Annotated in this window: 23 protein-coding genes; 12 read left to right on the top strand and 11 right to left on the bottom strand. The window is 56.0% G+C overall.

What is annotated here, in order from left to right:
* Positions 1-129 precede the first annotated feature (129 nt).
* The 3 genes from K0H79_RS16195 to K0H79_RS16185 form a co-directional block, all read right to left on the bottom strand.
* On the bottom strand, positions 130-1,770 hold the full coding sequence (locus K0H79_RS16195; protein ID WP_258405417.1) for an MFS transporter: 1,641 nt from the start codon (positions 1,768-1,770) through the stop codon (positions 130-132).
* Positions 1,771-1,963: 193 nt separating this feature from the next.
* A complete protein-coding gene (locus tag K0H79_RS16190; protein WP_220076493.1) occupies positions 1,964-2,950 on the bottom strand; it encodes an HD domain-containing phosphohydrolase in 987 nt (328 codons plus the stop codon).
* A complete protein-coding gene (locus tag K0H79_RS16185; protein WP_220076492.1) occupies positions 2,950-6,372 on the bottom strand; it encodes an MHYT domain-containing protein in 3,423 nt (1,140 codons plus the stop codon). The genes K0H79_RS16190 and K0H79_RS16185 overlap by 1 nt, the downstream gene beginning before the upstream one ends.
* Before the next feature lie 319 nt (positions 6,373-6,691).
* Here K0H79_RS16185 and K0H79_RS16180 point away from each other — a divergent pair, with 319 nt between their 5' ends.
* From K0H79_RS16180 to K0H79_RS16170, 3 genes are all read left to right on the top strand, one after another.
* Positions 6,692-7,432, top strand: coding sequence for a helix-turn-helix transcriptional regulator (locus K0H79_RS16180; RefSeq protein ID WP_220076491.1), 741 nt, complete (start codon positions 6,692-6,694; stop codon positions 7,430-7,432).
* 254 nt (positions 7,433-7,686) lie between these two features.
* Complete coding sequence (locus tag K0H79_RS16175) at positions 7,687-9,819, top strand: VIT and VWA domain-containing protein (protein ID WP_220076490.1); 2,133 nt, start codon at positions 7,687-7,689, stop codon at positions 9,817-9,819.
* Between the two features lie 98 nt (positions 9,820-9,917).
* Positions 9,918-10,433 (top strand): histidine phosphatase family protein, encoded by a 516-nt coding sequence (locus tag K0H79_RS16170; protein WP_258405416.1) that lies wholly within the window; start codon positions 9,918-9,920, stop codon positions 10,431-10,433.
* Here the strand turns inward: K0H79_RS16170 and K0H79_RS16165 are convergent.
* Together K0H79_RS16165 and K0H79_RS16160 are read right to left on the bottom strand one after the other, a co-directional pair.
* Complete coding sequence (locus K0H79_RS16165) at positions 10,430-10,723, bottom strand: hypothetical protein (protein WP_258405415.1); 294 nt, start codon at positions 10,721-10,723, stop codon at positions 10,430-10,432. The genes K0H79_RS16170 and K0H79_RS16165 overlap by 4 nt on opposite strands.
* Positions 10,724-10,818: 95 nt before the next feature.
* Positions 10,819-11,469 carry a glutathione S-transferase gene (locus K0H79_RS16160; protein WP_220076489.1) on the bottom strand — a complete coding sequence of 217 codons (651 nt, stop codon included), beginning with the start codon at positions 11,467-11,469 and terminating at the stop codon, positions 10,819-10,821.
* Positions 11,470-11,575: 106 nt separating this feature from the next.
* On the opposite strand from K0H79_RS16160, the gene K0H79_RS16155 reads away from it, so the two are divergent.
* From K0H79_RS16155 to mnmD, 6 genes are all read left to right on the top strand, one after another.
* Positions 11,576-11,815, top strand: a complete 240-nt coding sequence (locus K0H79_RS16155; RefSeq protein ID WP_220076488.1) for a DUF3624 domain-containing protein — start codon at positions 11,576-11,578, stop codon at positions 11,813-11,815.
* Between the two features lie 98 nt (positions 11,816-11,913).
* The gene (locus K0H79_RS16150) at positions 11,914-12,438 is read left to right on the top strand and encodes a DUF4124 domain-containing protein (protein ID WP_220076487.1); all 525 of its coding nucleotides are present in this window, start codon (positions 11,914-11,916) and stop codon (positions 12,436-12,438) included.
* Between the two features lie 269 nt (positions 12,439-12,707).
* Positions 12,708-13,460 (top strand): MBL fold metallo-hydrolase, encoded by a 753-nt coding sequence (locus K0H79_RS16145; RefSeq protein ID WP_220076486.1) that lies wholly within the window; start codon positions 12,708-12,710, stop codon positions 13,458-13,460.
* A gap of 128 nt (positions 13,461-13,588) precedes the next feature.
* Positions 13,589-14,773: a winged helix-turn-helix domain-containing protein gene (locus K0H79_RS16140; RefSeq protein WP_220076485.1), complete on the top strand. Its 1,185-nt coding sequence runs from the start codon at positions 13,589-13,591 to the stop codon at positions 14,771-14,773.
* A 164-nt stretch (positions 14,774-14,937) separates the two neighbouring features.
* Positions 14,938-15,468: a hypothetical protein gene (locus K0H79_RS16135; protein WP_258405551.1), complete on the top strand. Its 531-nt coding sequence runs from the start codon at positions 14,938-14,940 to the stop codon at positions 15,466-15,468.
* An 85-nt stretch (positions 15,469-15,553) separates the two neighbouring features.
* Complete coding sequence (gene mnmD, locus K0H79_RS16130) at positions 15,554-16,246, top strand: tRNA (5-methylaminomethyl-2-thiouridine)(34)-methyltransferase MnmD (RefSeq protein WP_220076483.1); 693 nt, start codon at positions 15,554-15,556, stop codon at positions 16,244-16,246.
* Between the two features lie 18 nt (positions 16,247-16,264).
* Here the strand turns inward: mnmD and K0H79_RS16125 are convergent, their stop codons facing one another.
* Together K0H79_RS16125 and K0H79_RS16120 are read right to left on the bottom strand one after the other, a co-directional pair.
* A complete protein-coding gene (locus K0H79_RS16125; RefSeq protein ID WP_258405414.1) occupies positions 16,265-18,145 on the bottom strand; it encodes an EAL domain-containing protein in 1,881 nt (626 codons plus the stop codon).
* 390 nt (positions 18,146-18,535) lie between these two features.
* The gene (locus tag K0H79_RS16120; RefSeq protein ID WP_220076481.1) at positions 18,536-18,781 is read right to left on the bottom strand and encodes a transposase; all 246 of its coding nucleotides are present in this window, start codon (positions 18,779-18,781) and stop codon (positions 18,536-18,538) included.
* 376 nt (positions 18,782-19,157) lie between these two features.
* On the opposite strand from K0H79_RS16120, the gene K0H79_RS16115 reads away from it, so the two are divergent.
* The 3 genes from K0H79_RS16115 (at position 19,158) to K0H79_RS16105 (ending at position 21,303) form a co-directional block, all read left to right on the top strand.
* On the top strand, positions 19,158-19,826 hold the full coding sequence (locus K0H79_RS16115) for an OmpA family protein (protein ID WP_220076480.1): 669 nt from the start codon (positions 19,158-19,160) through the stop codon (positions 19,824-19,826).
* A gap of 210 nt (positions 19,827-20,036) precedes the next feature.
* A complete protein-coding gene (locus K0H79_RS16110) occupies positions 20,037-20,819 on the top strand; it encodes a molybdate ABC transporter substrate-binding protein (RefSeq protein ID WP_220076479.1) in 783 nt (260 codons plus the stop codon).
* Positions 20,820-20,895: 76 nt separating this feature from the next.
* On the top strand, positions 20,896-21,303 hold the full coding sequence (locus K0H79_RS16105; RefSeq protein ID WP_220065690.1) for a hypothetical protein: 408 nt from the start codon (positions 20,896-20,898) through the stop codon (positions 21,301-21,303).
* Between the two features lie 12 nt (positions 21,304-21,315).
* Here K0H79_RS16105 and mgtE read toward each other — a convergent pair whose 3' ends face one another.
* From mgtE to ptsN, 4 genes are all read right to left on the bottom strand, one after another.
* A complete protein-coding gene (mgtE, locus tag K0H79_RS16100; protein WP_220065689.1) occupies positions 21,316-22,680 on the bottom strand; it encodes a magnesium transporter in 1,365 nt (454 codons plus the stop codon).
* 70 nt (positions 22,681-22,750) lie between these two features.
* Complete coding sequence (locus tag K0H79_RS16095; RefSeq protein WP_011761199.1) at positions 22,751-23,026, bottom strand: HPr family phosphocarrier protein; 276 nt, start codon at positions 23,024-23,026, stop codon at positions 22,751-22,753.
* Entirely contained in the window at positions 23,013-23,864 is an 852-nt protein-coding gene (gene rapZ / locus K0H79_RS16090; RefSeq protein WP_220076478.1) for an RNase adapter RapZ, read from the bottom strand. The genes K0H79_RS16095 and rapZ overlap by 14 nt, the downstream gene beginning before the upstream one ends.
* Entirely contained in the window at positions 23,861-24,304 is a 444-nt protein-coding gene (gene ptsN, locus K0H79_RS16085; RefSeq protein WP_011761197.1) for a PTS IIA-like nitrogen regulatory protein PtsN, read from the bottom strand. The genes rapZ and ptsN overlap by 4 nt, the downstream gene beginning before the upstream one ends.
* Positions 24,305-24,306 lie beyond the last annotated feature (2 nt).

The raw sequence follows: 24,306 nt of genomic DNA, 5'->3' as shown, positions 1-24,306 counted from the left end.
CGCTGCGGCGAGGTTTTTCTTTTATGGCTGGGTGTCAGGCGGTATTTAGCCCTGGCAGCGAACAGTTTGCTGCTTATGGTTTGCAGCTTATGGTTTGCTGCTTATGGTTTGCAGCTTATGGTTTGCTGCTTATGGTTTGCTGTTATCGTTAGCCGCCTTGTCGATGATGTCGTTGCTCGGCTCGTTTGTTACCGATGTTTCCTTTACAGCGGCCGTGCCTTGCATGGTTTCCCGGATGGCATCTTCTGACTCGGCCGAAGGCTCAGGCTCGGCGATAAAATCCTGCTCGCGGATAAAGGCTGTGGGCGCGCCCTCGCTATCCATGTCGCCGGCGGCTGCTGAGTCATCATCTTCTGAGTCATCATCTTCTGAGTCATCGGCGTCTGAGCCATGGGCATCCGGGGCGTTCTGGTCACCACCGGTGAGCGTGTCGAACTCGTTATCTGCCGCATCTTCAATATCCTTATCGGCTTTGGCGTCCGCGTCATCCTGTGCATCAGCACCCGTGTCGAGAGTAGGAGTCATCTGCTCCTGCACAGATTCGATATCCACCCGGGGGTCGAGGGCGGCGGCCAGAGGTGACGACACCAGGTCGCCGGTGGCCATGATGTAGTCATTGCTGGAAGGCTCTTCCGCTTTCTGGCGTGCATTGATGTAGTTAAGCCCGGCAAACAGTACCAGGGTACAGGCCGACATAAAGCCGTAAAGCATGCTGTTGCCCAGCCACTGCATCAGGGTGGAAGCAATCAGGGGGCCAATACAGGCGCCAAGGCCGAAGGTCAGCAAAATGGTGGCAGACAGGCCCACCCGCTCGCTTTGCTCCACCCGCGAGTTGGCCAGCGCCGTGGCCAGCGGATACAGGGTAAAACCGAGGATGCCAAACAGGAAGGTCATCACCAGCGCCACCGTGGGCTGATAGGGGGTAATGGCGATGCCGAGGGTGAGCACCCCAAGCAGCAGGCAGTTGGTACGAATCAATCGGCTGCGGGACATCTTGTCCGACAGCTTGCCCATGGGCCACTGGGCCAGTAGGCCTGCGGCTATGGTGGCCGTCATAAAGCTGGCCACCTGCTGCGGGTCCAGCCCCAGATTACTGGCATAGGCCGGGGCCAGACCGTAAAAAGATCCGACTATCATGCTGCCAATGGCAACCGTGGTGAGTGCCTGGGGCGCCTTTTTGAAGAAGTGGGTCACGTTCAGGGGCGCGGGTACCAAGGGCGCCGGGTGAATGCGGCGGGTGAGGGCGATGGGCACTATACACAGGGCAAAACAAATGGCGATAAGCAGGAGTGGCTCCAGCCCCAAATCCGGATAGAGGCTGATGGCGCCCTGACCCAAAATCAGTGCCAGATAAGAGACAATCATGTAGCTCGCAAACACGGCGCCGCGCTGGCTGTTGTCGGCCTGCTCGTTAAGCCAGCTCTCCAGCACCATGTACTGGCACATCATGCCAAGGCCGACCAGGAGGCGCAGCACAATCCAAATCGACAGGTCGTCCACCAGGGCATGACCCAGGGCGGAGGCGGTGACTATCCCGGCACTGGCCACAAAGGCGCGGATATGGCCCACCCGGGCGATAAGCCGGTGGCCAATCTTGGAGCCTGCCACCAGCCCGGCGTAGTAGGCCGACATCATGGCGCCAATCCAAATCTGGGGCACCTGCATGGCCGACAACTTCAGGCCCAGATAGGTGGTCAACAGGCCCCCGGCCAGCACAGTCAACAGGGTGGTGCTGTACAGGGACGCAAAGGTCCGCAGTGGGTTGGTCATCTACTACTCCTTGTCACAATGCCAACGAGAGTATAACAACAATGCCCCATCAGGTTGTTGGAATCCATACAGAAAAGGGAGCAGGGTCTCCATCTTGAGTGGGATTTTTGCACCGCCCGTGCCGCGACCTTTATGGCGCCGAGGGGTTCAGAGGATGAGGGCGGCGCCCAGGCCGGTGATAAGTGTGCCCGGGCTATTCGTCCACAAAGGTTTGTTTGATGTCGAGGATCGTGTCGAGGTGTTGCTCCAGCAGCTCCACCAGCAGGGGCTCGAAGTGGCGGCCTTTTTGCTCCCGCATCAGGCGCAGTGTGTCTTCAATACTCCAGGCCTTTTTGTAGGGACGATCACTGGTGAGGGCATCAAACACGTCGGCGATGGCAACGATGCGCCCCTCCACCGGAATGGCCTCGCCGGAAAGGCCATTGGGGTAGCCGCTGCCGTCCCATTTTTCGTGATGGGTGAGGGCCACGGTGCGGGCCATTTGCATCAGCACTGAGTCGTCTTCGCCTATGATGTCGGCGCCGATTTGCGGGTGGGTTTTCATCACCTCGAACTCTTCTTCGGTGAGTTTGCCCGGCTTGAGCAGTATATGGTCTGCGATGCCGATTTTACCGATATCGTGCATGGGCGCAGCGTGCAGCAGCATATCGGCATGGCTTTCGCCAAGGCCGTAGGCCCGGGCGAGCACCTTGGCATAGTGGCTCATGCGCATGACGTGCATGCCGGTTTCGTTGTCTTTAAATTCGGCGGCGCGGCCGAGGCGCTGGATGATTTTAAGCCGGGTAACCTTAAGCTCTTCGGCCTGAACCAGCGACAGGTGAGTACGCACCCGCGCCCTGACAATGGCACTGGATACCGGCTTGGTGATGTAATCCACGGCACCGGCGGCAAAACCTGTTGCCTCATCGGCTTCGTCGCTCAGGGCGGTAACGAAGATCACCGGGATAGCGGCACTCTGGGCATTGGCCTTCAACATTTTGCACAAATCCAGCCCTGTCATGTCGGGCATCATGATGTCGAGCAGGATAAGGTCGGGCCGCTTTTGTCCCACCAGTCGCAGTGCTTCCTGGCCGCTCTTGGCAAAGCTCAGCTGATACTCATCCTGCAGTATCTGTTTGAGGACCCTCAAGTTGGCCGCTTCGTCGTCTACCACCAGGATGAGGGGCTTAAGATCCTGCATCATTGCTCCTTTGTGCCTTTTCTCGGTTGTGCTGCGTCTTGCACTTGGGGCTCTGCCGACTTTGCTGCTGTCGGATTTGAGGCCAGGGAGGCCGAAATCTCATGCTGCAGTGCGTCGATAAGCTGTTCGGCCTCGCTGAATTCAAAGTCATTCAACGCCTGATAGATGGCGCGTATCTGACTGCCGAAAGTGCCTTCTTCAAAGCTTAACAGTTTTTCCAGCAGCGGTTCATCGAGGGTGTTGTCACCGGCTTGCTGTTTGAGGCTTGCCAGCAGTGGCATAAGCTCGGCGCCGCACCGTTCGTTATCCGAGCTGGTACGCGCCTGTGCCTGAGATGCAGGCGATGCCTCTCCATAGCCATTGGTTTGCACTTCGGCTTTTACGGCGGCGAACACCTGCTGAATGGGGGCCACAAAGAGGGCACATTGCTCGGGGTGGCTTGCCAGCAGCGACTCGAGTTTTTCAAGATTACGGCTTAAGCGGGTGAGGGACAGGTTGGCGCTCACGCCCTTGAGACCGTGGGCCGTTTGCTTGAGCGCAGGCCAGTCACAGGCATGGCACTGCCGGGACAGCTCTTCAAACTGCGCAGCCTGCTCTTCGACAAACAGCGCCAACTGACGGTAGTAGCTGTCGCGGGAGCCCCAGAGATCCATGCCTTTTTTCTCATCGATAAGCTTACCCGGCTGGCTTTGGGGTGTGGTTGTTTCTATGGGGGCATGTTTAAGGCCCAGTACCCGGGCGATTTCGGCGCACAGCAGCGGGTAGTCGATGGGCTTGTTGGCAAAGCCATCCATGCCCGCCTGACGGGCGGCGGTGCGATCGTCTTCCAGTACGCTGGCGGTGAGGGCGATGATGGGCACATGTGCCAGCCCTTCGCGCCGCTCGGTGTCGCGCCGCGCCCTGGAGGCGCTCAAACCATCCATCACCGGCATTTGCACGTCCATCAGCACCAAATCGATGCCGGGTTCGCTGGCCATGCGTGCCAGTGCCTGCTGGCCATCGCGCTCGGTAATGACCCTGTGGCCATCACGCCCAAGCAGGGTAGAGAGCAGCTCCAGATTCTGGGCGATATCGTCCACCACCAATACTGTCATTGGCGGCAGGCTGATATGGTCTTCCAGCGGCACCAGATCGTCGCACACACCGGGATTCAGCGGCAGGCTGAAGCTGAAACGGCTGCCCTTGCCAAGCTCACTCACTGCGCTGATGTGGCCGCCCATCAGCTCGACCAGTTGTTTGCTGATGGTGGTACCAAGGCCGGTGCCGCCGAAGCGGCGACTCATGGAGGCGTCGGCCTGGGTGAAGGGGTCGAATATCTTATCAAGCTGTGCCGGGCTCATGCCTATGCCCGTGTCTTCCACCACAAAGTCCACCAGATTGCCTTTGCCCGGGTTGACGGTGAGCCTGACCTGGCCCTTTTCGGTAAATTTGACCGCGTTGCTGACCAGGTTGGTCAGTACCTGACGGATCCGCTCTGGGGAGCCCGCGTAGCAGGGTAGCAGCTTGGGTGAAACCTCCATGGTGAGCTGCAATCCTTTGCGCCGTGCCTGCAACCAGAGGGTGGAAATCACCTCATCCAGCTCCTGCACCAGCGAAAAGTCGCGGATTTCCAGCTCCAGCTTGCCCTTGTCGAGTTTGGCGCTGTCGAGCACGTCGTTGAGCAGGTGCAGCAACGACTTGGCGGCGTGGTTGATGGTTTTCAGATGGCGGTGTTTTTCGGGCTCAAACTGGCTTTCCAGCAGTATGTCGCTGAAACCTATGATGGCGTTCATGGGAGTGCGGATTTCATGGCTCATATTGGCCAGAAACGCAGCACGGGCGGTGGCGGCGGCTTCTGCGGTTTCCTTGGCCTCCAGCAGTTCCTGCTCCATCTGACGCCGTTCTGTAATGTCCATGATGAAACCGTCGAGATACATCTCACCGCTTTGCTGATCGCGGATATGGTTGCCGTACTCCATCATCCAGCGGATGTCGCCATTGCGGTGGATGATGCGGTATTCCAGGTTAAAGGCGCCCACCGGCGGCACGGCATTGTTGATGTGCTCCAAATCGTCGGGGTGGAACAGGTCGCTGAAGCTGCGCCTGGGGCTTGGCAACATAAAGTCGCCGGCCGGGTAACCTGTGATTTTTTCCACCGCATTGCTGATGAAGATCATCGACCAATGTTCATCGTTTTTACAGCGATAGGCGATGCCGGGAATGTTGCCGATGAGGGAGCGGAACTTTTGCTCGTTTTCCCGCAGTGCCATTTCCATGCTGAGGCGCTGGCGAATATCGGAGATAAAGGCCACAAAGAAGTCGTCTTCGGCCATTTTGACATGACCAATCCCGAGGCGGATGGCAATCTTGTGGCCGTCTTTGTGTATGGCTTCGACTTCGCGGCCCTTGCCGATGATGCGGGCTTCGCCTGTGGCCAGATAGCGGGCGAGGTAACCGTCGTGCTCTGAATGAAATGGGTCTGGCATCAGTACCTTGACGTTTTGGCCAATCAGCTCGTCGGCGCGCCAGCCCAGCAGCTTTTCGGTGGCCTGGTTAACGTCTGTGATAATGCCGTGGCTGTCGATGGTGACTATGCCGTCGATGGCCGTTTCCATGATGGCCTGTACCCGGCGCTTGCTTTCTGAGGCGCGCAGGGAAATATCCTTGTACTTGTAAATCAGGCTCAGGCCCAGCACCAGACTGGTCATCACCAGGGTCGCCGTGGTCACCCCAAGCGCCAGATAAAAGGACATTTCCGGCGGCTGGGGGCTCAGCTCGAGGCCCGGCGGTTTAACAAAGCGGGCCGCCGCCATGCCGGTGTAGTGCATGCCGGTAATGGCGCTGCCCATGACTATGCTGGCAGTGAGGTTGGCGCGCCACAGCTGATTGCTGCCACGGCTGATAAGGCCGCTGCGTACCCACAGCGACAACATGGCCAGACTCACTGCCACCACAATAGAGAGGCCAAACATGGGCAGGCTATAGCGCAGCGACGGCGCCATTTCCATGGCTGCCATACCGCTGTAGTGCATGGTCCCTATGCCAGCACCCACCAGCACACCGGCGATAATCAAAGGCTTAAGGCCCTTGGGGTGGCGCTGAATGTGGTGTAATGCCACCCAGGACGCGGCGATGCCGGGTAGCATTGACAGCAGGGTCAGGGATTTGCCGTATTGCACCGGGGTGCATAAATCGAATGCCAGCATGCCAATAAAATGCATCGACCAGATGCCCACCCCCAGCGCCAGACTGCCAATAAACAGCAATATGTGTTTACGTCTGGTGGAGCGGGTGAGCCCGGCCTGATAGGCCACGTGCAGGGCCATAAAGGAGGCAAAGATGGCAATCAGCACCGAGGTGATCACCATGGGCACGCTGTAGTTGCCGTAGATGAGGGTGCTTTGCTCCGGGATATTAAACTGGGTGACTATCCAATTCAGCATAGGGAATTCATGTGTCTGTGGGTTATTTCAATCAGAGACCGGCAGCGACAGGAGTGCAAGTTTGGCTGCAGGTTCTCAGAGGTGGCCGGCATAGTCCTGCCGTCCTGGCGGGGTGTTGATAAATAAGTGCATCAATTGCTTACATTAGCCATTAATGGCAAAACAGGCAACGGCAAGGCAGTATATTCAGCGGTCGCCGGTTTAAAAACGCTGCGGCCCGGATTGCGTGTCGGCGGCCCGCTGCCTTATGTTGAGTGGGCAGGCATGGGTAACACAGTGGCTTGCATCAGTAAGGTCGTGGCATCAGGGAGGAGAGGGAATGACGGAGTCGGACAGGGTTGTTCAGGTGCTGAAAAAGCAGCTCAGGGCCAGGGGCATTCATTATCAGCAGGTGGCCAGTACGCTTGGCCTCAGTGAAGCGTCGGTAAAACGCTTGTTCGCCAATGGCGGCAGCCTGAGCCTGGAGCGTCTGGCCATGGTTTGCCGTTTACTGGAGATGGACTTACCCGCCCTCTTCAGGCTGGTGGCCGATGAACGGGAACAGCTCAGTGGCCTGACCTGGGCCCAGGAAGAACAGTTGGTGGCCGATAAGGCCCTGCTGCTGGTGGCCGTGTGCGTGACCAACGGCTATCGCTTCGAACACATTCTCAGCCAGTACAACCTGAGCGAATTTCAGGTCATTCAAAAGCTGGCTCAGCTGGACAGGCTTAAGGTGATTGAGCTTTTGCCCGAAAACCGGATAAAGCTGAAGCTGTCTGCGTCTTTTGCCTGGATCCCGGGAGGCCCCATTCAGCAGTTTTTTCAGCAGCAGGTGATACGCACCTTCTTCCGCTCCGACTTTGCCGCTGACGATGAAAAACTCATGATGAGCACGGGCCTGATGTCGGTGCCGAGCAACCACAAGTTTCAACAACGTATGCAGCAATTGGTAAACGAGTTTTATCAGGCCTGCGACAACGATGACAGTCTGGCGATGCAGGAGCGCCACGGCACCTCGATGATCATCGCCATCCGCCGTTGGCACTTTCCACTGTTTGAAGAGTTCAGCACCAAGGAATAGGCTAAGCATTCCCACCCTGCCTTATTCCTGCTGCCTCTGATTTCAATGTCATAGTTTAATGTCCTGGTTCAATGTCATGGTTCAGGGGCAGGGGCAGGTTTCAGTGTCTGACAGCCACAAAAGTGGCATTCAGCGATACCCGAAGGTGCGCATAGTGCCACTCTCGCCATGTTACTTTTTTGCTTTTGCCTCTGGGTGCAAGCTCTCCTTCGGGAGTGATGGTCACTCTCTTCCTCAGGACGAAGGAGGCAAAAATGGGTCACCCATTAACGCAAATGTTTCGCACCATGTGCCTGGGCTCTGCCCTTGTGGGGCTGGTTTGGATTAGCCCTGATGCGGGGGCGGCTGGGCTGTTGAAACCTGTCGGCAGCCAGTACCAGGACATGCAAATTCAATCTCACCATGTGGATGTGGTTATCCAGGATGGCTATGCCACCACCGCCATTGAGCAAACCTTTTACAACCCCAATTCCGATGCACTGGAAGCCCTCTATTCCTTCCCGGTGCCACAGCAGGCCGTGGTTGGTGAGTTTATCTATTGGATCAATGATGTGCCCGTGATTGCCGAGGCGGTGCCAAAACAGAAGGCCCGGGAGATTTACCAAGACCAGAAGGCTCAGGGCAATGCCACCGCCCTGACTGAGAAGGACGACTACAAGCACTTTGATATGCGGGTGTTTCCGGTGCAACCCCTGCAGTCGGTAAAGGTTCGGCTGGTGTATATGCAGGATGCTCTGCTGGACCACGGCGTTGGCCGGTATCTCTATCCTTTGGAAGAGGGCGGTGTGGATGAGGCACGCGACAGCTTTTGGCAGCGCAACCCAGTGGTAGAGCAGGACTTCTCTTTTACTGTCACTCTGCGTTCGGCTTACCCTGTGGATGGTATGAGGCTGCCATCCCATCCGGATGCAGAGATACATCAGGAGATGCAGGCAGGCGCTGCTCTATGGCGCGCGAGCCTGACAAATCAGGCGGGCAGCCCTGTCACAGGCGCCATTGAAAGCGCTGCTGCCAACGAGAGCGTCGGAAGCGCCGCTGTGGCCGTGGAGGGTGGTGCTGAGCATCAGCACAAAGCCATGAGGCTCGATAAAGACATCCTTCTTTACTGGCGTCTCCAGGAAGGTTTGCCAGGCCGGGTGGATATGGTGACCTACCGCGATCCCAAGGCCTCGACCAGGGGCACGGTAAAGCTCACCTTTACCCCCGGTGATGATTTGGGGCCGGTGACCGAGGGGCGGGACTGGGTGTTTGTGCTGGACAAGTCCGGCTCCATGAATGGCAAGTATGCCACCCTGGTCGAAGGCGTGCGTCAGGGGCTGGGTAAACTGCCGGTGCAGGACAGGTTCCGGATTATTCTGTTTGATGAGGGCACTCAGGAATTCAGCAAGGGCTTTGTGCCTGTAGACAGCAATAACATCAACCAGGCTCTGGCCTGGGTTGAGGGCATCAGTCCCGGCAATGGCACAGACCTCTATCAGGGCCTGAAGCGCGCACTGACGCCGCTGGATGCCGACCGACCCACAGGCGTGGTGCTGGTAACCGACGGGGTAGCCAATGTGGGCGTGACCGAAAAACGCCGTTTCTTTGAGTTGATGCAACAACAGGATGTTCGCCTGTTCACCTTTATCATGGGCAACAGTGCCAACACGCCCCTGCTGGTGCCCATGACCCGTTTATCCAATGGTGTGGCGACCTCGGTGTCCAACGCAGATGACATGGTTGGCCATCTGATGAATATCACCAGCAAGCTGACTCACCAGGCCTATCGCAATATTCGCCTCGATATCGATGGGGTGAAGATTAAAGACCTGACACCACAGGAGATAGGCAGCCTCTACCGGGGTGAGCAACTGGTGCTGTTCGGCCATTATTTTGCCCCAGGTGAGGCCAAACTTACCCTGACCATGGACATCGGTGGAGAGTCCCGCAAATACAGCACCACAGTGATGCTGCCTGAGACTGCGCTGGATTATCCCGAACTCGAACGGATGTGGGCCTTCTCGGCCATTAATGGTCTGCAGGAGCAGATGGACTACCTGGAGCAAAAAGACAGAGATAAGGAAAAGGCCATTGAGGACATCGCCATCGAGTATGGGCTGCTGACCGATTACACTTCCTTGCTGGTGGTGGAAGAGGATATCTTCCGTCAGCTCGGTATCCAGCGGGACAATCAGCGCCGTGTGAATAAAGAGCAGGCCGCGCGCAAAACAAGGGAAACTCAGCCCACGGCGCCCACCCGCGCCGACAAACAGAACCCCATGTTCTCAGAGCCCCAACCCACCCACTCAGGCGGTGGAGGAGGCGGAGGCAGTATGGGCCTGTGGACACTGCTGGCACTCTTGCTGTTGGGCACAGTGCGGCTTGTGGCCGTTAAGCCAAGTCGTTAAGCTTCAAGGCTGCACTCATTCATGGGGGCAGCCTTTTTTGGTAGCTTGGGGTTGGCATTGTGAGAGCTGACTTGGCGATGCGTTGGGAGTTTTAGATTTTGAAAAATAAAAACAAAATGGCAGTCGCCGTTGCCGGGCTTGGTCTGCTTTTGAGCGTGTTTGCCAGCCCTGGCTGGGCCGCCGATATCTGGTTGTTTCGCCACGGTGAAAAGGCGCCGGGGAAGGACCCTGCGCTGACCGAAGCGGGGCAGGCGCGGGCACAGCGCATTGCCGGGCTTATCCTCAAGGCGCCATCGACCGGCGACAATATCCGGCTCTATTCCACCGATTATCGCCGCACTCAGGAAACCATAGCGCCGCTGGCCGAGGCAACAGGTGTGAAGGTGCAGAGTTACGACCCCGGCGATTTGGCACAATTTGCGGCGCAGATTAGTGCGCTCGACGGCACTGTGGTTGTGGCCGGTCACAGCAATACCACGCCTGAGCTACTCAAACTTCTGAGCGGCATTGAGCGCGACATTCCCGAAGACAGGTTCGATGTGCTCTATCATCTTGTACCTGCCGAGGAAGGCTTCAGCCTGCAGGAGCTGTCATCGGATACCCATAAGCCTTAATCCCGGTTGGGCTCAGACAGTTGCCTGAGCTGATTTTTAAGCTTTTGTTTGTATCTCGCCAGTTTAATTATCTTCAGCCCTTCCCAGAGGGCAATCATGCCGCCAAGGCTGAGCAGGGCATAGCAGTGGATGGGGTCACTCAGAAAAGGGTGAAACGCGGCCTCACCGGTAAAGATACCGTAGAGGCCAAGCCCCAACATGATATTGCCCATAGCCCCAACTAACTGGAGTCTGACCATGGATTTTTGAGTGGCTTTCAGCTCGGCTTCCAATTCGGTTTTCATCTGCATGCTTATCTGCTCCGGCTGTTCTGCCTTTCCTGATGTAGTCGCCTATGCCAACTCCGCCACTGCCAGGGCCGGTAACACTGACACTGGCACTGAGCTTACTCTTGTGCCAGCACCAAAGGCAGGGTGTCGCCCTGCAGCTGGTACAGGGGATACTTGTACATACAAGCTGAAAAAGCCTTTGATGCCAAGTGATTATCCAGCCAGCGTGCCACATTGGGGTACCGGGCGGCGAGCCAGCCGGGCTCTACACCGGCAAACTGGCGCACAAAGGGGAAAATCGCCAAATCCGCCAGACTCACCGCTTCACCCAGCAACATGGTGCTGTGACTCAGCCTGTTTTCCAGGTCAGCGATAAATTCGCAGGCGTTGTCGCGGTAGTAGTTCTGGTCGAATTGCGGATGGCGGTCGAAGTATTTGTATTTGTCGAGCCAGGGTTTAAAACCTTCGTCGTTGGCTGTTATCAGGGCCAGTGAGGCAGGCACTTGCTGTTTGAGTGCGGCGGCTGCGGGGAGGCTGGACTGCTCAGTGGCCCACAACATAATATCCAGACTTTCTGTCAGCAGGGTGTCGCCGCTCACCAATACAGGCACAGTGCCTTTGGGATTAAGCGCCAGCAACTCGGCGGGCTTATCTTTGAGGGCAACTTCCCTTACCCTGATGGATAATTGGCAGCATATCAGCGCCATACGGGCGCGCATGGCGTAGGGGCAGCGACGAAAACTGTAAAGCAGGGCGGAGTCTGTCATGGTTAAAGGTTAGCGATGAATGTGGCTCCACTTTAACACGCGACTGCCTTGCGGCGGTGTTTTGCCATTTGTTATCGCTTTTTGCTGAGTATTTTGGAGTTGTCCCATGGCTTGCGATGAGTGTGATTCTTCCGTTTTTCGCCAGAAGATTGGCCGCTGTAAGCGCTGCATGCTGATGCTAGCGGGGCTTTGCATGTTGGGCTGGCCGCTTTGGTATCTGCTCTTTTGGGAACAAATCACCAGTGTGGAGTCCCTGGCGCTGCTGGCATTTTGTATCGCCTGGAGCGGCCTGCTGGCACTGCATTTGCTGGTTTGGGCATGGCGTTCGCTTTTTTCCAGTGAATAAGTCTGTATTCAATAGCTTAAATGGATGCTATAACTGCGCGCCGGGGGATGCGCACTCGATTTGGACCAGTGCGCTCGAAAGATTGAAAAGGAGTTCATGTGCGTTATCTGTTGTGTTTGGGCTGCTTGTTGATGACGCAGCCTGCTCTGGCCGGGGTTAAGGTTTATCGCTGCGCCGATGCCGATGGCAAGGTGCGGTTTCAGGACGGTAATTGCCGTATGGATGAAGATGAACTCAAGGTGGACGTGAAGGATCCGTCCCGCCCTATCCGTCAGCAGGACGGACTCGGCAATGCCGCTGCCGGTGCTGAGAGAAAGGTGACCCGGGACCAGTTACTCGGTTACTGGTGCGAATTTGGTGTCAGCTCTGATGGGCAGAAAATCCATCGGGATGATGACCCGGCCATTTGGCACTTCAAAGACTACGGCAACATGTCCTATTCCATTAAATCGGTTTTTCAACCCAGCAGAGAAATATTCAACGACTATAAGTTGGACGGCGAAAAAATACGGGTCAAAAATCCCTTGATTGGTACTTGGGAAGTGGGCGAGTTCACCGGCAACAGTATGGTGCTGGAAAATGCCTACGGTTACCTTCATATGAAAAAAGGCATGTGCTTCTGAACTAAAAAAGGCGCCGGATGGCGCCTTTTTGCTTGTTGGCTCACTTCTGGAAAATCCATGACCACACCACTGGCGTTCGCTCGGTAATGTAGTCCGTTCTTCAATGTGTTTCGGAGAAATCATTTTGCCCGGTAAAGAACAGTAATTAACGACTATGGCACTGGGCTTGAGGCGCTTCGACTAAAGAAGCACTTTCCCTCGCCCTGGGTGGACTTGAGTGGTCTGACGAGTTTGGCCATAATCATCTTTCCATGGTTCAGGGAACGATTATGTACAAGCTTCACCGGCTTAAGGGCCATATCCAGACCATTTATCTTGCCGAACACCCCCAGGGACTGGTGCTGCTGGATGGCTGTTGCCGGGCGGATGTCGCCCTGGTGTGCCATTTTATCCGCCACAAGCTCAAACGTGCCCCGGCCGAACTCAAGCTGGTGGTGGTGACCCATATGCATCCGGACCATGCCGGTGGCGCCCATGCCCTGAGGGCCAAGACCGGCGCCCGCATTGTTGCCGCCGATGTGCAGGGCCACTGGTATCGGGGGCTGGATGGCATGGCCATGCACCTCACCGATATGGCGCTGGCGGCCTGGGTCGCCAAACGCCTTGGTAAACCGATGCGCTGGCTCTGGTATTCCCGTAAACTCAGGGCCGATATCTTGCTGGGGGACGACAGCCGACTGCCGGACTTTCCCGAGTGGCGGGTGTTTCATTGCCCCGGTCATACCGACCGGGACCTGGTATTGCTCCATGAAGAAGAGAGCTGCGCCTATGTGGCCGACCTCCTGGTGAAGGTAAAGGGCAGGTACATTCCGCCTTTTCCGCTGTTTTATCCCAATCGCTACAAGAGCTCCCTGATGAAACTCAAGTGCCTGGCACCAGCGCGGGTGATGCTGGCCCATGGCGGCGAAGTCAGTCTGGCCGAGATAGATTTGGAGCGGGTACTGGCCGAGTCGCCCACTGTGCCTATGACCCACTGGCGCTCGGTGAAAGCCAAACTCAGGCAAATTCTAAATCGCCCCTGAGTCGCACTGCGTTGATTCAGGGTGTCGCCACTTCACACTGACGCCTCGATTGCTTCCCTTGCGATGGCGGGTATTCCTCGGCAAGATGGTTTCATCTCAGCTCTAATGCCAGCCCCAAAGCCCGTGCCATGACCAACAAAAACGCTTCTCCCTTTTCAGCCAATGAGTGGCGCGCCATCAATATTGCCGCACAGGGGCTTGTTGATGCGCCAAAGGATGTGACTGATTGCATTGCCCGCCTGGGGTATGTGCAGATTGACTCTATCCAGGTTGCCGCCCGGGCCCACGACCATGTGCTCCACAGCCGTCTGGCCGATTTTCGCCCCGAGGCGCTGGCCGGGGCCATTGCCGACAAGTCGATATTTGAATACTGGTCCCACGCGGCTGCGTATCTGCCCATGGGTGACTACCGCTTCACTCTGCCAAGGAAGTTGGCACTTCGAAACGGTGAGCGCCACTGGTTCGAGCGTGACAGCAAGGAGATGCGAGAGGTCCTGAGTCGTATCCGGGCAGAAGGACCTCTCAGGGCATCGGACTTTGAAGCGCCGCCGGGTAGGGCTGGTGCCTGGTGGGACTGGAAACCTGCCAAGAAGGCACTTGAACAACTTTTTATGGAAGGCGACCTGATGGTGGCTCGCCGTGAAGGGTTTCAAAAGGTATACGACTTAACTGAGCGGGTGTTACCAGCCGACGTGGATAACCGGGTTCCCAGCGACGATGAATACGGCCGTTATCTGGTGCAAGGCTTTTTGGATGCCCATGGCCATGGCAGCCTGGCGGAAATCTGTTATTTGCGCCGCAATGTGCAGCCGCTGGTGAAAAAAGTCATCGCCGATATGCTTGAAAATGGTGAGCTTGAAAGCTTTGTCAGTGACGGCAAGCCCAGATATTACCGACACCATATCGCACCTGTGCAGCTGCCTTCCCGGGTGTGGCTGCTCAACCCCTTCGATAACCTGCTTATCCAGAGAAATCGCCTCAAGCAGTGGTTCGACTTTGATTATCAGATAGAGGTCTATGTGCCCGAACCCAAGCGGCGGTTTGGCTATTACAGTCTGGGGATACTCTGGCGGGATACCTTTGTAGGGCGAGTGGATGTGAAGGCCGACCGGGAGAAGGGATTGCTGCGCCTGAGGCGTTTAACACTGGAAGATGCCGCCTATGATAAGGCAGGCTCGCTGCAGCCTTTTTTAGCGCCCATGGAGCAGGCTTTGGCTGAGTTTTGTCGATTCAACGGCCTGGCTCGCTGGAAACTGGAAGCCGCCAGCGATAAGCAGCTTAAACGCCATTACGCCCGTCAGGTGTGGATCTGACTCAAGGGCTTTTACCTTGGCTTTGCAAAAGCTCTTTTAACTGTGCTTTGCACAAGGCCTTTGCAGCCGGGGGCCGTCGCTGGCATCATGTTGCGCGTCCAAGGGCCTATTGGCCGTTACTGCCAATGCCCTGAATACCTGCATGGAGAGCCCCTTTGAACTGGATGCAATTTACCCTGTCACTGCTGGATATTCTTGTCTGGCCTCTGATAGTACTTATCCTCTGCGCCTTACTCAGGGCGCCGCTGGTTGCCTTGCTGCCCCAGGCACGCAAACTCAAGTACAAAGACTTCGAAATGGAGTTCGGTGAAGAACTCAAAGTCGCCAGCCGTGATGCGCGCCAGGCATTTCCCGAGCTGGTGTCTGATCGCAAGGCGCAGTTGATTGCCGCCGTGGAAAATCTGCCCAACTCCGCCATTCTGGGAGCATGGGCCGAAGTGGAAGATGCCGCCGAAACCCTGCTGCGCCGCGATAATCCTGACCTGTCACTCAGCCCGGATACCCCTTATAAACACATGGGCGAACTCTTGGTGATGGGGCAGAGGCTCGACACTGCCAAGGGCAAGCTTTTTACCGAGCTGCGCCGGCTGCGAAACAAGGTTGCCCATGCCCGTGATTTCCAGGTGGGCAAGGCCGAGGCCATCTTGTATGTTGAGCTGTGTTTCCAGCTGCAATGCCATCTGCGTGGCCTCTGATTTCAGCAATCGCACCATGGAACTTGATGGCGCGATTGCCTAAAATTCCCTGGTTTTTATCGTCAACAACCCATTATTCCTTTCCATGAACATCAAGTTAGCACTCACTGGCGACGGCTCTCACACCCTGGTCAACAGCGTACTGGATGAAAGCTATCATGTTTTCAAAGGGGCGCTGACCGAGTCTGTGTATGTGTATATAGATGCGGGTCTGGTGCCGATGGCGGCAGTAAAGCCTTCGCTCAGAATCCTTGAGGTGGGTTTTGGCACCGGGCTGAATGTGCTCCTGACCCGGCAAAAGGCCTGCGAGATGGGGCTGGATATCCATTTCACTACCCTGGAGCCCTTTCCGCTGGACGCGGAAATAATCGCGGCACTGAATTATGTGGACCGTCTGGCTGAGCTGGGCGGCTACGGTGACCGCGATACCCTTGCAAAACGCTTCAGCGAGCTGCATCGGGCCCCGTGGGGCCAGGAAGTGGCATTAGAGGAAAGCAGACTTCATAAAATACAGGGCAGGCTAGAGGAGCAGGTATTTTCTCCCAAACGCTTTGACCTGATTTATTTCGATGCCTTTGCCCCCGCCAAGCAACCCGAGCTGTGGGCGGCAGAAAACTTCGTAAAGCTGTTTAATGCGCTGGCGCCAGAAGGGCTATTGGTCAGCTACTGTGCCAATGGTCAGTTCAAGCGGGATTTGAAAGCCGCAGGATTCAGGGTCGAGAGCTACCCCGGCCCTATGGGACGCAGACACATGACCCGGGCTTGGAAGGGGTTGTAACGGGAGCCGACCGCGGCATTAATGGGTGAATTTTTCCGCAAACTTCTCAGCGGGCATGGCCTTGCCATACAGGTAGCCCTGGGCAAAATCACATTCCTCGGCCTGGATAAAGGCCTCCTGAAATGCATTCTCCACCCCTTCAGCAATTACGCTCAGGTTCAGCTTGTGCGCCATGGCAATGATGGCCCGGGTCAGCTCGCGATTTTGTTCGTTGAACTCGAGGTTACTGATAAAGCTGCGATCGATTTTCAGGGTGTCGAAGGCATACTTTTGCAAATAGCTCAGCGATGAATAGCCGGTGCCAAAGTCATCCAGAGATATTTGCACCCCCAGATGACGCAGCCGCGCCAGACTTGCTCTGGCATGGTGTTCATCCTGCAGCAAAATGCCTTCGGTGATTTCAAGCTCCAGGGTGCCGGGGGGCAATTCATACAAATCGAGCAGATCTTCGATGTGCTCTACAAATTGCCGTTCACGAAACTGCAGTGGAGAAATATTGATGGCGACTTTGAAGGGATGATTGCTGAGCTTGTGCCAATGGGCGGCATGTTTCATCGCCTCATGCAGTACAAAGTTACCTATTTCAATGATTTGCCCGTTACTTTCGGCCAGTGGGATAAAGCGGTCCGGGCCAACATTTCCCAGTTCAGGACTGTGCCAGCGCAGCAGTGCTTCGGCGCCAACCAGGCGCTGCTTATCCCGTACGGACACCAGAGGCTGAAAGTACACCGCGAGTTCGCCCTGATGCAGCGCATCCAGCAGATGTGACTCCAGCAGCAGGCGCTCGTGGGCGGCTTTTTGGGTTTCCTGGCCAAAAAAAGACACCACAGCACCTTCTTTTTTGGCAATGCTCATGGCAGCACTGGCGCGTTGCAGCAGGCTGACTGAGTCGGTGGCGTCTACCGGTGCAATGGCTACACCCAGATTGGTTTGTACCGTAATGCTGTTGGTGTTGACGGTGAAAGGTACTGAGCAGTCACTGAGAACCCGTGCAATGACCTGCTCAGTCATCTCTGTGCTGGCGTCGTGCACTGCTGCGAGTACAAACTCCGACCCGGCGATACGTGCGAGCAGCCAGTTATCGGGCAACTTAAGGCTCAATCGTTGGCTCAGGCTCACCAGAATAGAGTCGCCGGTGAGATAGCCGTAGCTGTCGTTTACCGATTTGAAATTGCGCAGACCAAAGTAGATAAGCGTCAGGTGTTCATCTTTTTTCAGTTTGGGCAGTAAAGACTGCAGCCTTTCGGTGAGGGTTGCACGGTTGGGCAAATGGGTTAAGGGGTCGAAGGTTCGGTGAAACTCCAAATGTCCTTCGGCAGCGGTGCGCTGCTCAATTTCTTTGAGCAATCGGGCACTGAGCTCGGCAAGCCGCTGGGTGCGCTCCTGTACCTTGTGTTCCAGCTCCTCATTAAGCACTTTCAACTCAGATTTGTGGTAAAGCACCTGCAAATGTCCTTCCAGGGCAGATTGGAAGCGCCCCAGCAGTGCGTGAATCCTGTCGTTGAAGTGCCGTTCTTTGTTGTCGAGTATGCAGATGGTACCGAAGGGGGTGTTATCGGGCCAGAAGATGGGCAGGCCACAGTAGCAAATCATCCCCAGTTTGATATCCGGGTTATTGGCCCATTTGGGGTCTTTGAGAGCGTTGGGCACCTCCAGCTGTTGCCGCTCACGGATCACGGTTTCGCAATAAAGACCGTGACCCAAGGCATCCCGGGCGTGGGGAGCATAGGGGTTACCGGCCGAGCGGCTGCTGGAGAACACTTCAATGTCGTCTTCATGGATACGCATGATAAGCGCTGATGGGCATTCGGTGATGTCGGCCACCAAATCGACAATCTCCTGCCAGCCGCCCAGCATGGCTTCGGGGACACTGATGGTTTTGGTATTTATCTGTGGCATTTGCAGAACGCTTATCCCTGATGGTATTGAAGTTCCGTATCGCGGGGGCATGCCCGCGCCAGTCCCATTCAGTGTAGTTCACCCACAGCGGTTGCAGCTTAACGCTTTACCTACGAAGGCGTTGCAGGGAAAAGGCCTGTAAGGCTTATTGTCCGGTACAATACTGGCGGGTTTAACCGAGGTCGGCGCAATATCCGGTCGTAGCATGACAAAGCTGTGCAAGCAAAGCTGTGCAAGCACCGAGCGGGGTGAGAGAGAATCACCCCGACTCGACGGAATCGGGGCAATGATTTGTCTGACTGCCACTGCGCGGTAGTGCCACCTTGCCTCAGCGTTCCCCGTCCCCCGTTAACCGGGCGCCGGGTTTAGACAATGGCGCCTGAAGATAGCTCAGGCGTTGAAAGTTTGTAGTTTGGAGATTTCCTGTCGCAGTCCGGACAGTTTCACCTCGAGGGCTTCTATTTCCTGCTCGAGCTTGCTGCGACGGCTACTGCGGGATTGATGTGATTCCCGGATCCATTTGAGCAGGGTCTTGCTGGCGATGCCGTGATCCCTGGCGACTTCAGATGGCAATCGGCCGCCTTCGAGCACGGCCGTAACGGCTTCCTGACGCCGGCTCTCGTATGCTGAGGACATGATCATAATCCTGTCCTCCTGAATTTGACCTCTCGTCCCAGTTCCCACTGACTTACGCCAGCAGACCCAATGTAGTGCCACTCTGATTTCAAGTGGTTAAATACAGATGTCAGGTACTTCATGTTCGACTCCTTTATTCAACACCCACAAAGAGGTATGCAACTTTGATGTCAATTTGCTAATAGCATTAATATCAAATGTTTATGATTTATTTATGTCAGCACCAGTGGCGGATTTGCCTGATTTGAGGGCAAGGTGCCCCAAGTTGGTGCCCTGGGGAGATAGATCGGATAAGCATTGGGCAATCGCTCGGCGTTCAGTTGCCTGTCATCTTGCAGTCGTTATACTGGCCGCAAAAATGACAAGAGGTATTTCCATGAACAAGAAAGCAATTTTTACCCTGACTGGCGTATTTGCCCTGGCGACCATGGGCACAGGTTGCAGCACAGTGAACCCCTATACCAACGAACAGCAAACTGCCAATGCCACCACAGGCGCTATCATAGGTGCCGTTGCGGGTGCGGCCGTGGGCGTAGCCTCTTCCAGTAAGAGCGACCGCGGTAAAGGAGCGCTGATAGGTGCAGCATCGGGTGCGGCCGTGGGTGGTGGTATCGGTTATTACATGGACGTGCAGGAAACCAAACTGCGTCAGCAGCTGCAGGCCAGCGGTGTCAGTGTTACCCGCAATGGTGACAACATCATTCTGAACATGCCAAATGACGTGACCTTTGCCGTAGACAAGACTGACTTGAGCCCTCGCGCCATGCAGGTATTGGACTCAGTTGCCCTGGTGGCGAAGGAGTACAGCAAGACCCGTTTGAATGTACTGGGTTATACCGATTCCAGCGGCGCCGACAGCTACAACCTGCGTCTGTCTCAGGTGCGAGCTTCAGAAGTGGGTAACTACCTGCTGAGCAAGGGCGTTGCTGCCGCGCGTGTTTCCACTCAGGGCATGGGCGAAGCCAGTCCCATCGCGTCCAACGCCACCGCTGAGGGCCGTGCCCAAAACCGCCGCGTAGAAATCATCCTCACGCCTATCGGCTAAAACTGATATTGCGGGAGTTAAAGGGAGGCTTTGCCTCCTTTTTTTATTTGTCTCTGCGCGTTATCAGCGGGTCAACCCAAAGTTTGATAGAACGCAGGCTGTGATCCTCCTCCTTGCCTCAGAGGCGCTACTGGGGTTTGCTTGAACTTCTTGTTACCAGCTCCGTGAAGGCCACCCCGGCCTTCATCCTCACCTATATCACGGAAGAAAATGAAAAAATCCATACTGCTCATATCCATACTGGCTTCCATCGGCAGCGCCATGGCCGCCGAACCTCTGGAACTTCGCGCTGCTGGCAGCCTCAAAGCAGCCATGGGCGACATAGTGCAGGCCTTCGAGAAAGACTCGGGTCAGGCTGTTGTGGCCCAGTTTGGTCCCTCCGGATTGCTGCGGGAGCGTATCGAGTCCGGTGAAAGCGTTGATCTGTTCGCTTCAGCCAATATGAAACACCCACAAACCCTGCAGGCCAAAGGCATGGGAGACAAGGTGCAGGGTTTTGCCCGTAACCAACTCTGTGCGCTGGCGCAGCCCGAGATTGCGTTGACCCCGGCAACCCTACTGGAGCGCATGTTGTCAGCCGATGTGCGTGTGGGTACTTCCACGCCCAAGGCCGACCCCTCCGGCGACTACGCGTTTCGGGCCTTTGAGTTGGCCGAAACCGTTACACCCGGTGCCGAGACAAGGCTCAAAACCAAGGCACTGCAGCTCACGGGTGGACCAAACAGCGCCAAACCGCCCAAGGGCGTCAATCCCTATGCCCACGTGATGAAGACCCGTCAGGCGGATATCTTCCTGACCTACTGCACCAATGGTCGTCTGGCCCGCAAAGAATACGCCGAGCTGCAGCTGGTGCATTTACCGGAAAACCTGGCTGTGGGAGCCGACTATGGGCTTTTGGTAATAGATGAGCGCGCAAGGCCGTTGGCAGACTACATTTTGTCACCTGCCGGACAGGCCATTCTTGGCGATTATGGGTTTGCCGCGCCACGCTGATTGTGTTGCCGGACTTGCAAGATAAAAAATAAATCATTTAAATGAAAAGTAACTTTTTATCCAGGAGTCCGGCGCTATGGGTCATCCTCGCGGAGTAGCAATGGCAGTGGAGCGTCTTGGCGACAATGTGCGCTTGCTGTCGTTGCAATACCAGGATCACGCCTTGAAGCTTTCGCTCAATATCGAAGGCCAATGCTGTGAGCTGTCATTTGAAAAATTATTGGGGTTCAGAGTGTTGGATGAGGGCGACCTGCTGGAGTACTGGGCAGAGCTGAGCCTGTCCAACGGTTGGTTGTATGAGGTGTCTGAGGGGGGCTGGCTGGAGCAGGAAAGCCTGCGCAGCGGCTTTATGGCCAGCAGCCACCATGCACCTAGGGAGTTTTTGGTAGTGACCCAGAAGGAGTGTATCTCAGTGCTCACCCTGACACAGCAGCCTCAGGTGCGTTGGTGTGATTGCCAGCAAGTCATGGAGTACACACCATAGCCCGGTGACGCTTCAGCGCATTAAAAATGCCGTCGCCAAGCCCAGGAAAGCAAACAGCCCTATCACATCTGTGACTGTGGTCAGCACCATGCCACCGGCCAGTGCCGGGTCTATTTTCAGTCGTTTAAGCAGCAAGGGAATGCTGGCACCGGCGAGTCCTGCCACCGTCATATTGATCAACATGGCCCCGCCTATCAGTGCTCCCAGAGCCAGATCGCCTTTCCACAACCAAATAGCGACAAACACCAGGACTGACCAAAGCAGACCGTTGAGAAAACCAATGGCAAGCTCCTTGCCGATAAGCCAACGGGAGTTACTCTGGCCTATATGGCCCAGTGCCATCCCCCGAATCACCAACGCCAGGGTTTGATTGCCGGCCACGCCGCCCATACTGGGCACTATCGTCATCAGGATGGCGATGGTGGCGAACTGCTCCAGGGTCGACTCGAACAGGTTACTGACCGATGCGGCCAGTAGGGCGGCGAACAGATTAACGGTAAGCCACAATGAGCGCCGGAAACTGCTTTTGAGCACGGGGCCAAAGGTATCTTCATCGTCATCCATACCGGCCATCCCCATCATTGAGTGCTCGGCATCTTCCCGAATAACGTCCACCACATCGTCGATGGTGATTCGCCCCAGCAGCTTGCCCTCTGCGTCTATCACCGGCGCTGACACCCAGTCGTGGCGCTCGAACAGGGCCGCAGCCTCGGTATCCGACATGGTGGCGGGAATGCCTTCGATATCCGCATCGATAAGCTCACGTATGGGCATGGAGGGGTTGCAGGTGAGCAAGGCGGTAAGCCTTACCGCCCCGAGCAGCACATCGTGCCTGTCTACCACATAGAGCATGTCGGTAGCCTCTGGCAGGGAGCCGAGCTGGCGCAGATAGCGCAGTATCACATCCACATTCACGTCGGGGCGTATGGTCACAGTGTCGGTATTCATGATGCCGCCGGCGGTCTCTTCCGGGTAGGAGAGTGCCTGCTCGGCGCGGCTGCGGTCTTGAATCGACATGGATTGCAGCACCTGCTTGTAGAGGCTGTCGGGCAGGGAACGCAGTATGTAGGCCAGATCGTCTGTGTCCAGACCAGCGGCTGCACGGGCTAAACGCGCCGGACTCATCTGGCGGATAAACTTGTCTTTTATCTCTTCGCCGAGCTCTTCGAGTACCTCTCCGGCAAGCTCAGGATCGATAAGTTGCCACAATACCTGACGGGTACGGGGAGGGGAGGATTCGAGCACCAGCGCGATATCGGATGCGGCCATGTTCAGCAGCATCTGGCGCACATGCACAAACATACCGCTGCCCAGGGCTTCATTGAGCTGATTCAGCAGCAGCTCGGTTTGCTCGTTATCCAGAAGTTCGACAGCCATCGCTTTCCCCCAAGAGATGAATTGGGGGATATATTAGCAAATTTAATGGGATGGACGAAGCGAAGCCGGGTCAGCAGTCTTCGTCGAAGCGGGCGTTGATCAGGTTACACACGGCATCCATGGCCTGCTCGGCGTCTTCCCCTTCGGCGATAATATGGATGGTTTTGCCCATGCCGGATTCGAGCATCAGGAGACCCAGCACGCTGGCGGCCGAGGCCTGTTTTGCGCCCTGAACCAGAGTCACGCTGGCCTTGAATTCAGACGCCAATACCGCCAGTTTGGTGGCGGCGCGGGCGTGCAGGCCCAGCTTATTGACTATGGTGACGTCACGTTCAAGTTTTGGCATTCAGTTCCCGGTGGCGGGCCTCAACCTTGTGGTGAGAGTTGGCGAAGCGTTTGGCAAGCTGCTCGGCAATATACACAGAGCGGTGTTGGCCACCGGTGCAGCCAATGGCAATGGTGAGGTAGCTGCGATTATTGCGCTCTAAGTGAGGCAACCAGGTTTCCAGCAGGTTTTCGATTTGCCAGATGTACTTGTTGACCAGTACCTGACGTTCCAAAAACAGCTTAACCGGCTCATCCAGCCCAGTGAGGGGCCTCAGCTCCGGCTCCCAATGGGGATTGGGCAAGAAGCGGGCATCAAACATAAAGTCTGCTTCTGTGGGCATGCCATGCTTGAAGCCGAAAGATTCAAAGATAATCACCAGCTCTTTGTCGGTGCGCCCAAGCAGTATCTGCCTGACAGCATCAGCCAATTCATAGACATTCAGATTGGAAGTGTCCAGGAAGTGGTCGACCATGTTGGAGATAGGGGCCAACATTTTGCCTTCGAGCTTGATGGCTTCCTGCAAAGAGACCTTGCTGCGGGACAGGGGGTGCAAACGGCGGGTTTCGCTGTAGCGTTTCAGCAGCACCTTGTCGCTGGAGTTGAGGAAAAAGCTGGTGAGCTCTACGCCTTCCGGGAGCCTTGCCAGCTCTTTTTCGAGGGCCTTTTCCTGCTCCGGCATATTGCGGATATCGATGCTGATGGCGACCTTGTCGTTATTGCCCTTGAGCTGGGCAAGCAAGGGCCCAATCAGCTGCAATGGCAAATTATCGACGCAGTAGTAGCCCAAGTCTTCCAGTACCCTGAGGGCTACCGACTTTCCGGAGCCAGAGCGCCCGGAGACTATAACGAGTTTCATCCGATGATTACCTGGTAAAGTTCCTTTTCATCGTGGCTCTTGCGCAGCTGTTTGAGGATCTGCTTGTCATTCAGCTTTTCGGCCATGGCGGCCAGGGTGCTGAGATGTTGCTGACACTGGTCCGATGGAACCAGCAAGGCAAACAGAATGTCCACCGGCTGCTTATCAATGGCGTCATAACCTATGGCTTCTTCACACTTGATAAGCACAGCTAAAGGCTTATCGATAGTGCCAAGGCGGCCATGGGGAATGGCAATACCATTGCCAATACCGGTGCTGCCCATTTTTTCACGGGCCAGCAGGCTTTCGAATATCTCTTGAGACGAGAGGGAGGGATTCTGGGCAGCAGCGAGATCGCTAATCAGCTCCAGCACCTTTTTCTTGCTGCCCGGAGTGGCACAGCTAGTGCACTCCGGCGCCAGGATGGTACTTAGTTCCATCG

Origin of the sequence: Shewanella sp. FJAT-52076 (genome assembly GCF_019457455.1) — a bacterium.
In the GTDB taxonomy this organism is placed as follows: Bacteria; Pseudomonadota; Gammaproteobacteria; order Enterobacterales; family Shewanellaceae; genus Shewanella; species Shewanella zhangzhouensis.
Note: the sequence above shows the minus strand (reverse complement) of the source record. Positions and strands in the feature narration are given on the sequence as shown.

Coding starts and splice junctions, on each gene's coding strand:
- K0H79_RS16095 (WP_011761199.1), bottom strand. CDS start 23,026: ATGCCAAAACTTGAACGTGACGTCACCATAGTCAATAAGCTGGGCCTG.
- K0H79_RS16160 (WP_220076489.1), bottom strand. CDS start 11,469: ATGACAGACTCCGCCCTGCTTTACAGTTTTCGTCGCTGCCCCTACGCC.
- K0H79_RS16195 (WP_258405417.1), bottom strand. CDS start 1,770: ATGACCAACCCACTGCGGACCTTTGCGTCCCTGTACAGCACCACCCTG.
- K0H79_RS16190 (WP_220076493.1), bottom strand. CDS start 2,950: ATGCAGGATCTTAAGCCCCTCATCCTGGTGGTAGACGACGAAGCGGCC.
- K0H79_RS16110 (WP_220076479.1), top strand. CDS start 20,037: ATGAAAAAATCCATACTGCTCATATCCATACTGGCTTCCATCGGCAGC.
- mgtE (WP_220065689.1), bottom strand. CDS start 22,680: ATGGCTGTCGAACTTCTGGATAACGAGCAAACCGAGCTGCTGCTGAAT.
- K0H79_RS16115 (WP_220076480.1), top strand. CDS start 19,158: ATGAACAAGAAAGCAATTTTTACCCTGACTGGCGTATTTGCCCTGGCG.
- K0H79_RS16145 (WP_220076486.1), top strand. CDS start 12,708: ATGTACAAGCTTCACCGGCTTAAGGGCCATATCCAGACCATTTATCTT.
- mnmD (WP_220076483.1), top strand. CDS start 15,554: ATGAACATCAAGTTAGCACTCACTGGCGACGGCTCTCACACCCTGGTC.
- K0H79_RS16155 (WP_220076488.1), top strand. CDS start 11,576: ATGGCTTGCGATGAGTGTGATTCTTCCGTTTTTCGCCAGAAGATTGGC.
- K0H79_RS16165 (WP_258405415.1), bottom strand. CDS start 10,723: ATGCAGATGAAAACCGAATTGGAAGCCGAGCTGAAAGCCACTCAAAAA.
- K0H79_RS16180 (WP_220076491.1), top strand. CDS start 6,692: ATGACGGAGTCGGACAGGGTTGTTCAGGTGCTGAAAAAGCAGCTCAGG.
- K0H79_RS16175 (WP_220076490.1), top strand. CDS start 7,687: ATGGGTCACCCATTAACGCAAATGTTTCGCACCATGTGCCTGGGCTCT.
- K0H79_RS16120 (WP_220076481.1), bottom strand. CDS start 18,781: ATGTCCTCAGCATACGAGAGCCGGCGTCAGGAAGCCGTTACGGCCGTG.
- ptsN (WP_011761197.1), bottom strand. CDS start 24,304: ATGGAACTAAGTACCATCCTGGCGCCGGAGTGCACTAGCTGTGCCACT.
- K0H79_RS16185 (WP_220076492.1), bottom strand. CDS start 6,372: ATGCTGAATTGGATAGTCACCCAGTTTAATATCCCGGAGCAAAGCACC.
- K0H79_RS16125 (WP_258405414.1), bottom strand. CDS start 18,145: ATGCCACAGATAAATACCAAAACCATCAGTGTCCCCGAAGCCATGCTG.
- K0H79_RS16135 (WP_258405551.1), top strand. CDS start 14,938: ATGCAATTTACCCTGTCACTGCTGGATATTCTTGTCTGGCCTCTGATA.
- K0H79_RS16140 (WP_220076485.1), top strand. CDS start 13,589: ATGACCAACAAAAACGCTTCTCCCTTTTCAGCCAATGAGTGGCGCGCC.
- K0H79_RS16105 (WP_220065690.1), top strand. CDS start 20,896: ATGGGTCATCCTCGCGGAGTAGCAATGGCAGTGGAGCGTCTTGGCGAC.
- rapZ (WP_220076478.1), bottom strand. CDS start 23,864: ATGAAACTCGTTATAGTCTCCGGGCGCTCTGGCTCCGGAAAGTCGGTA.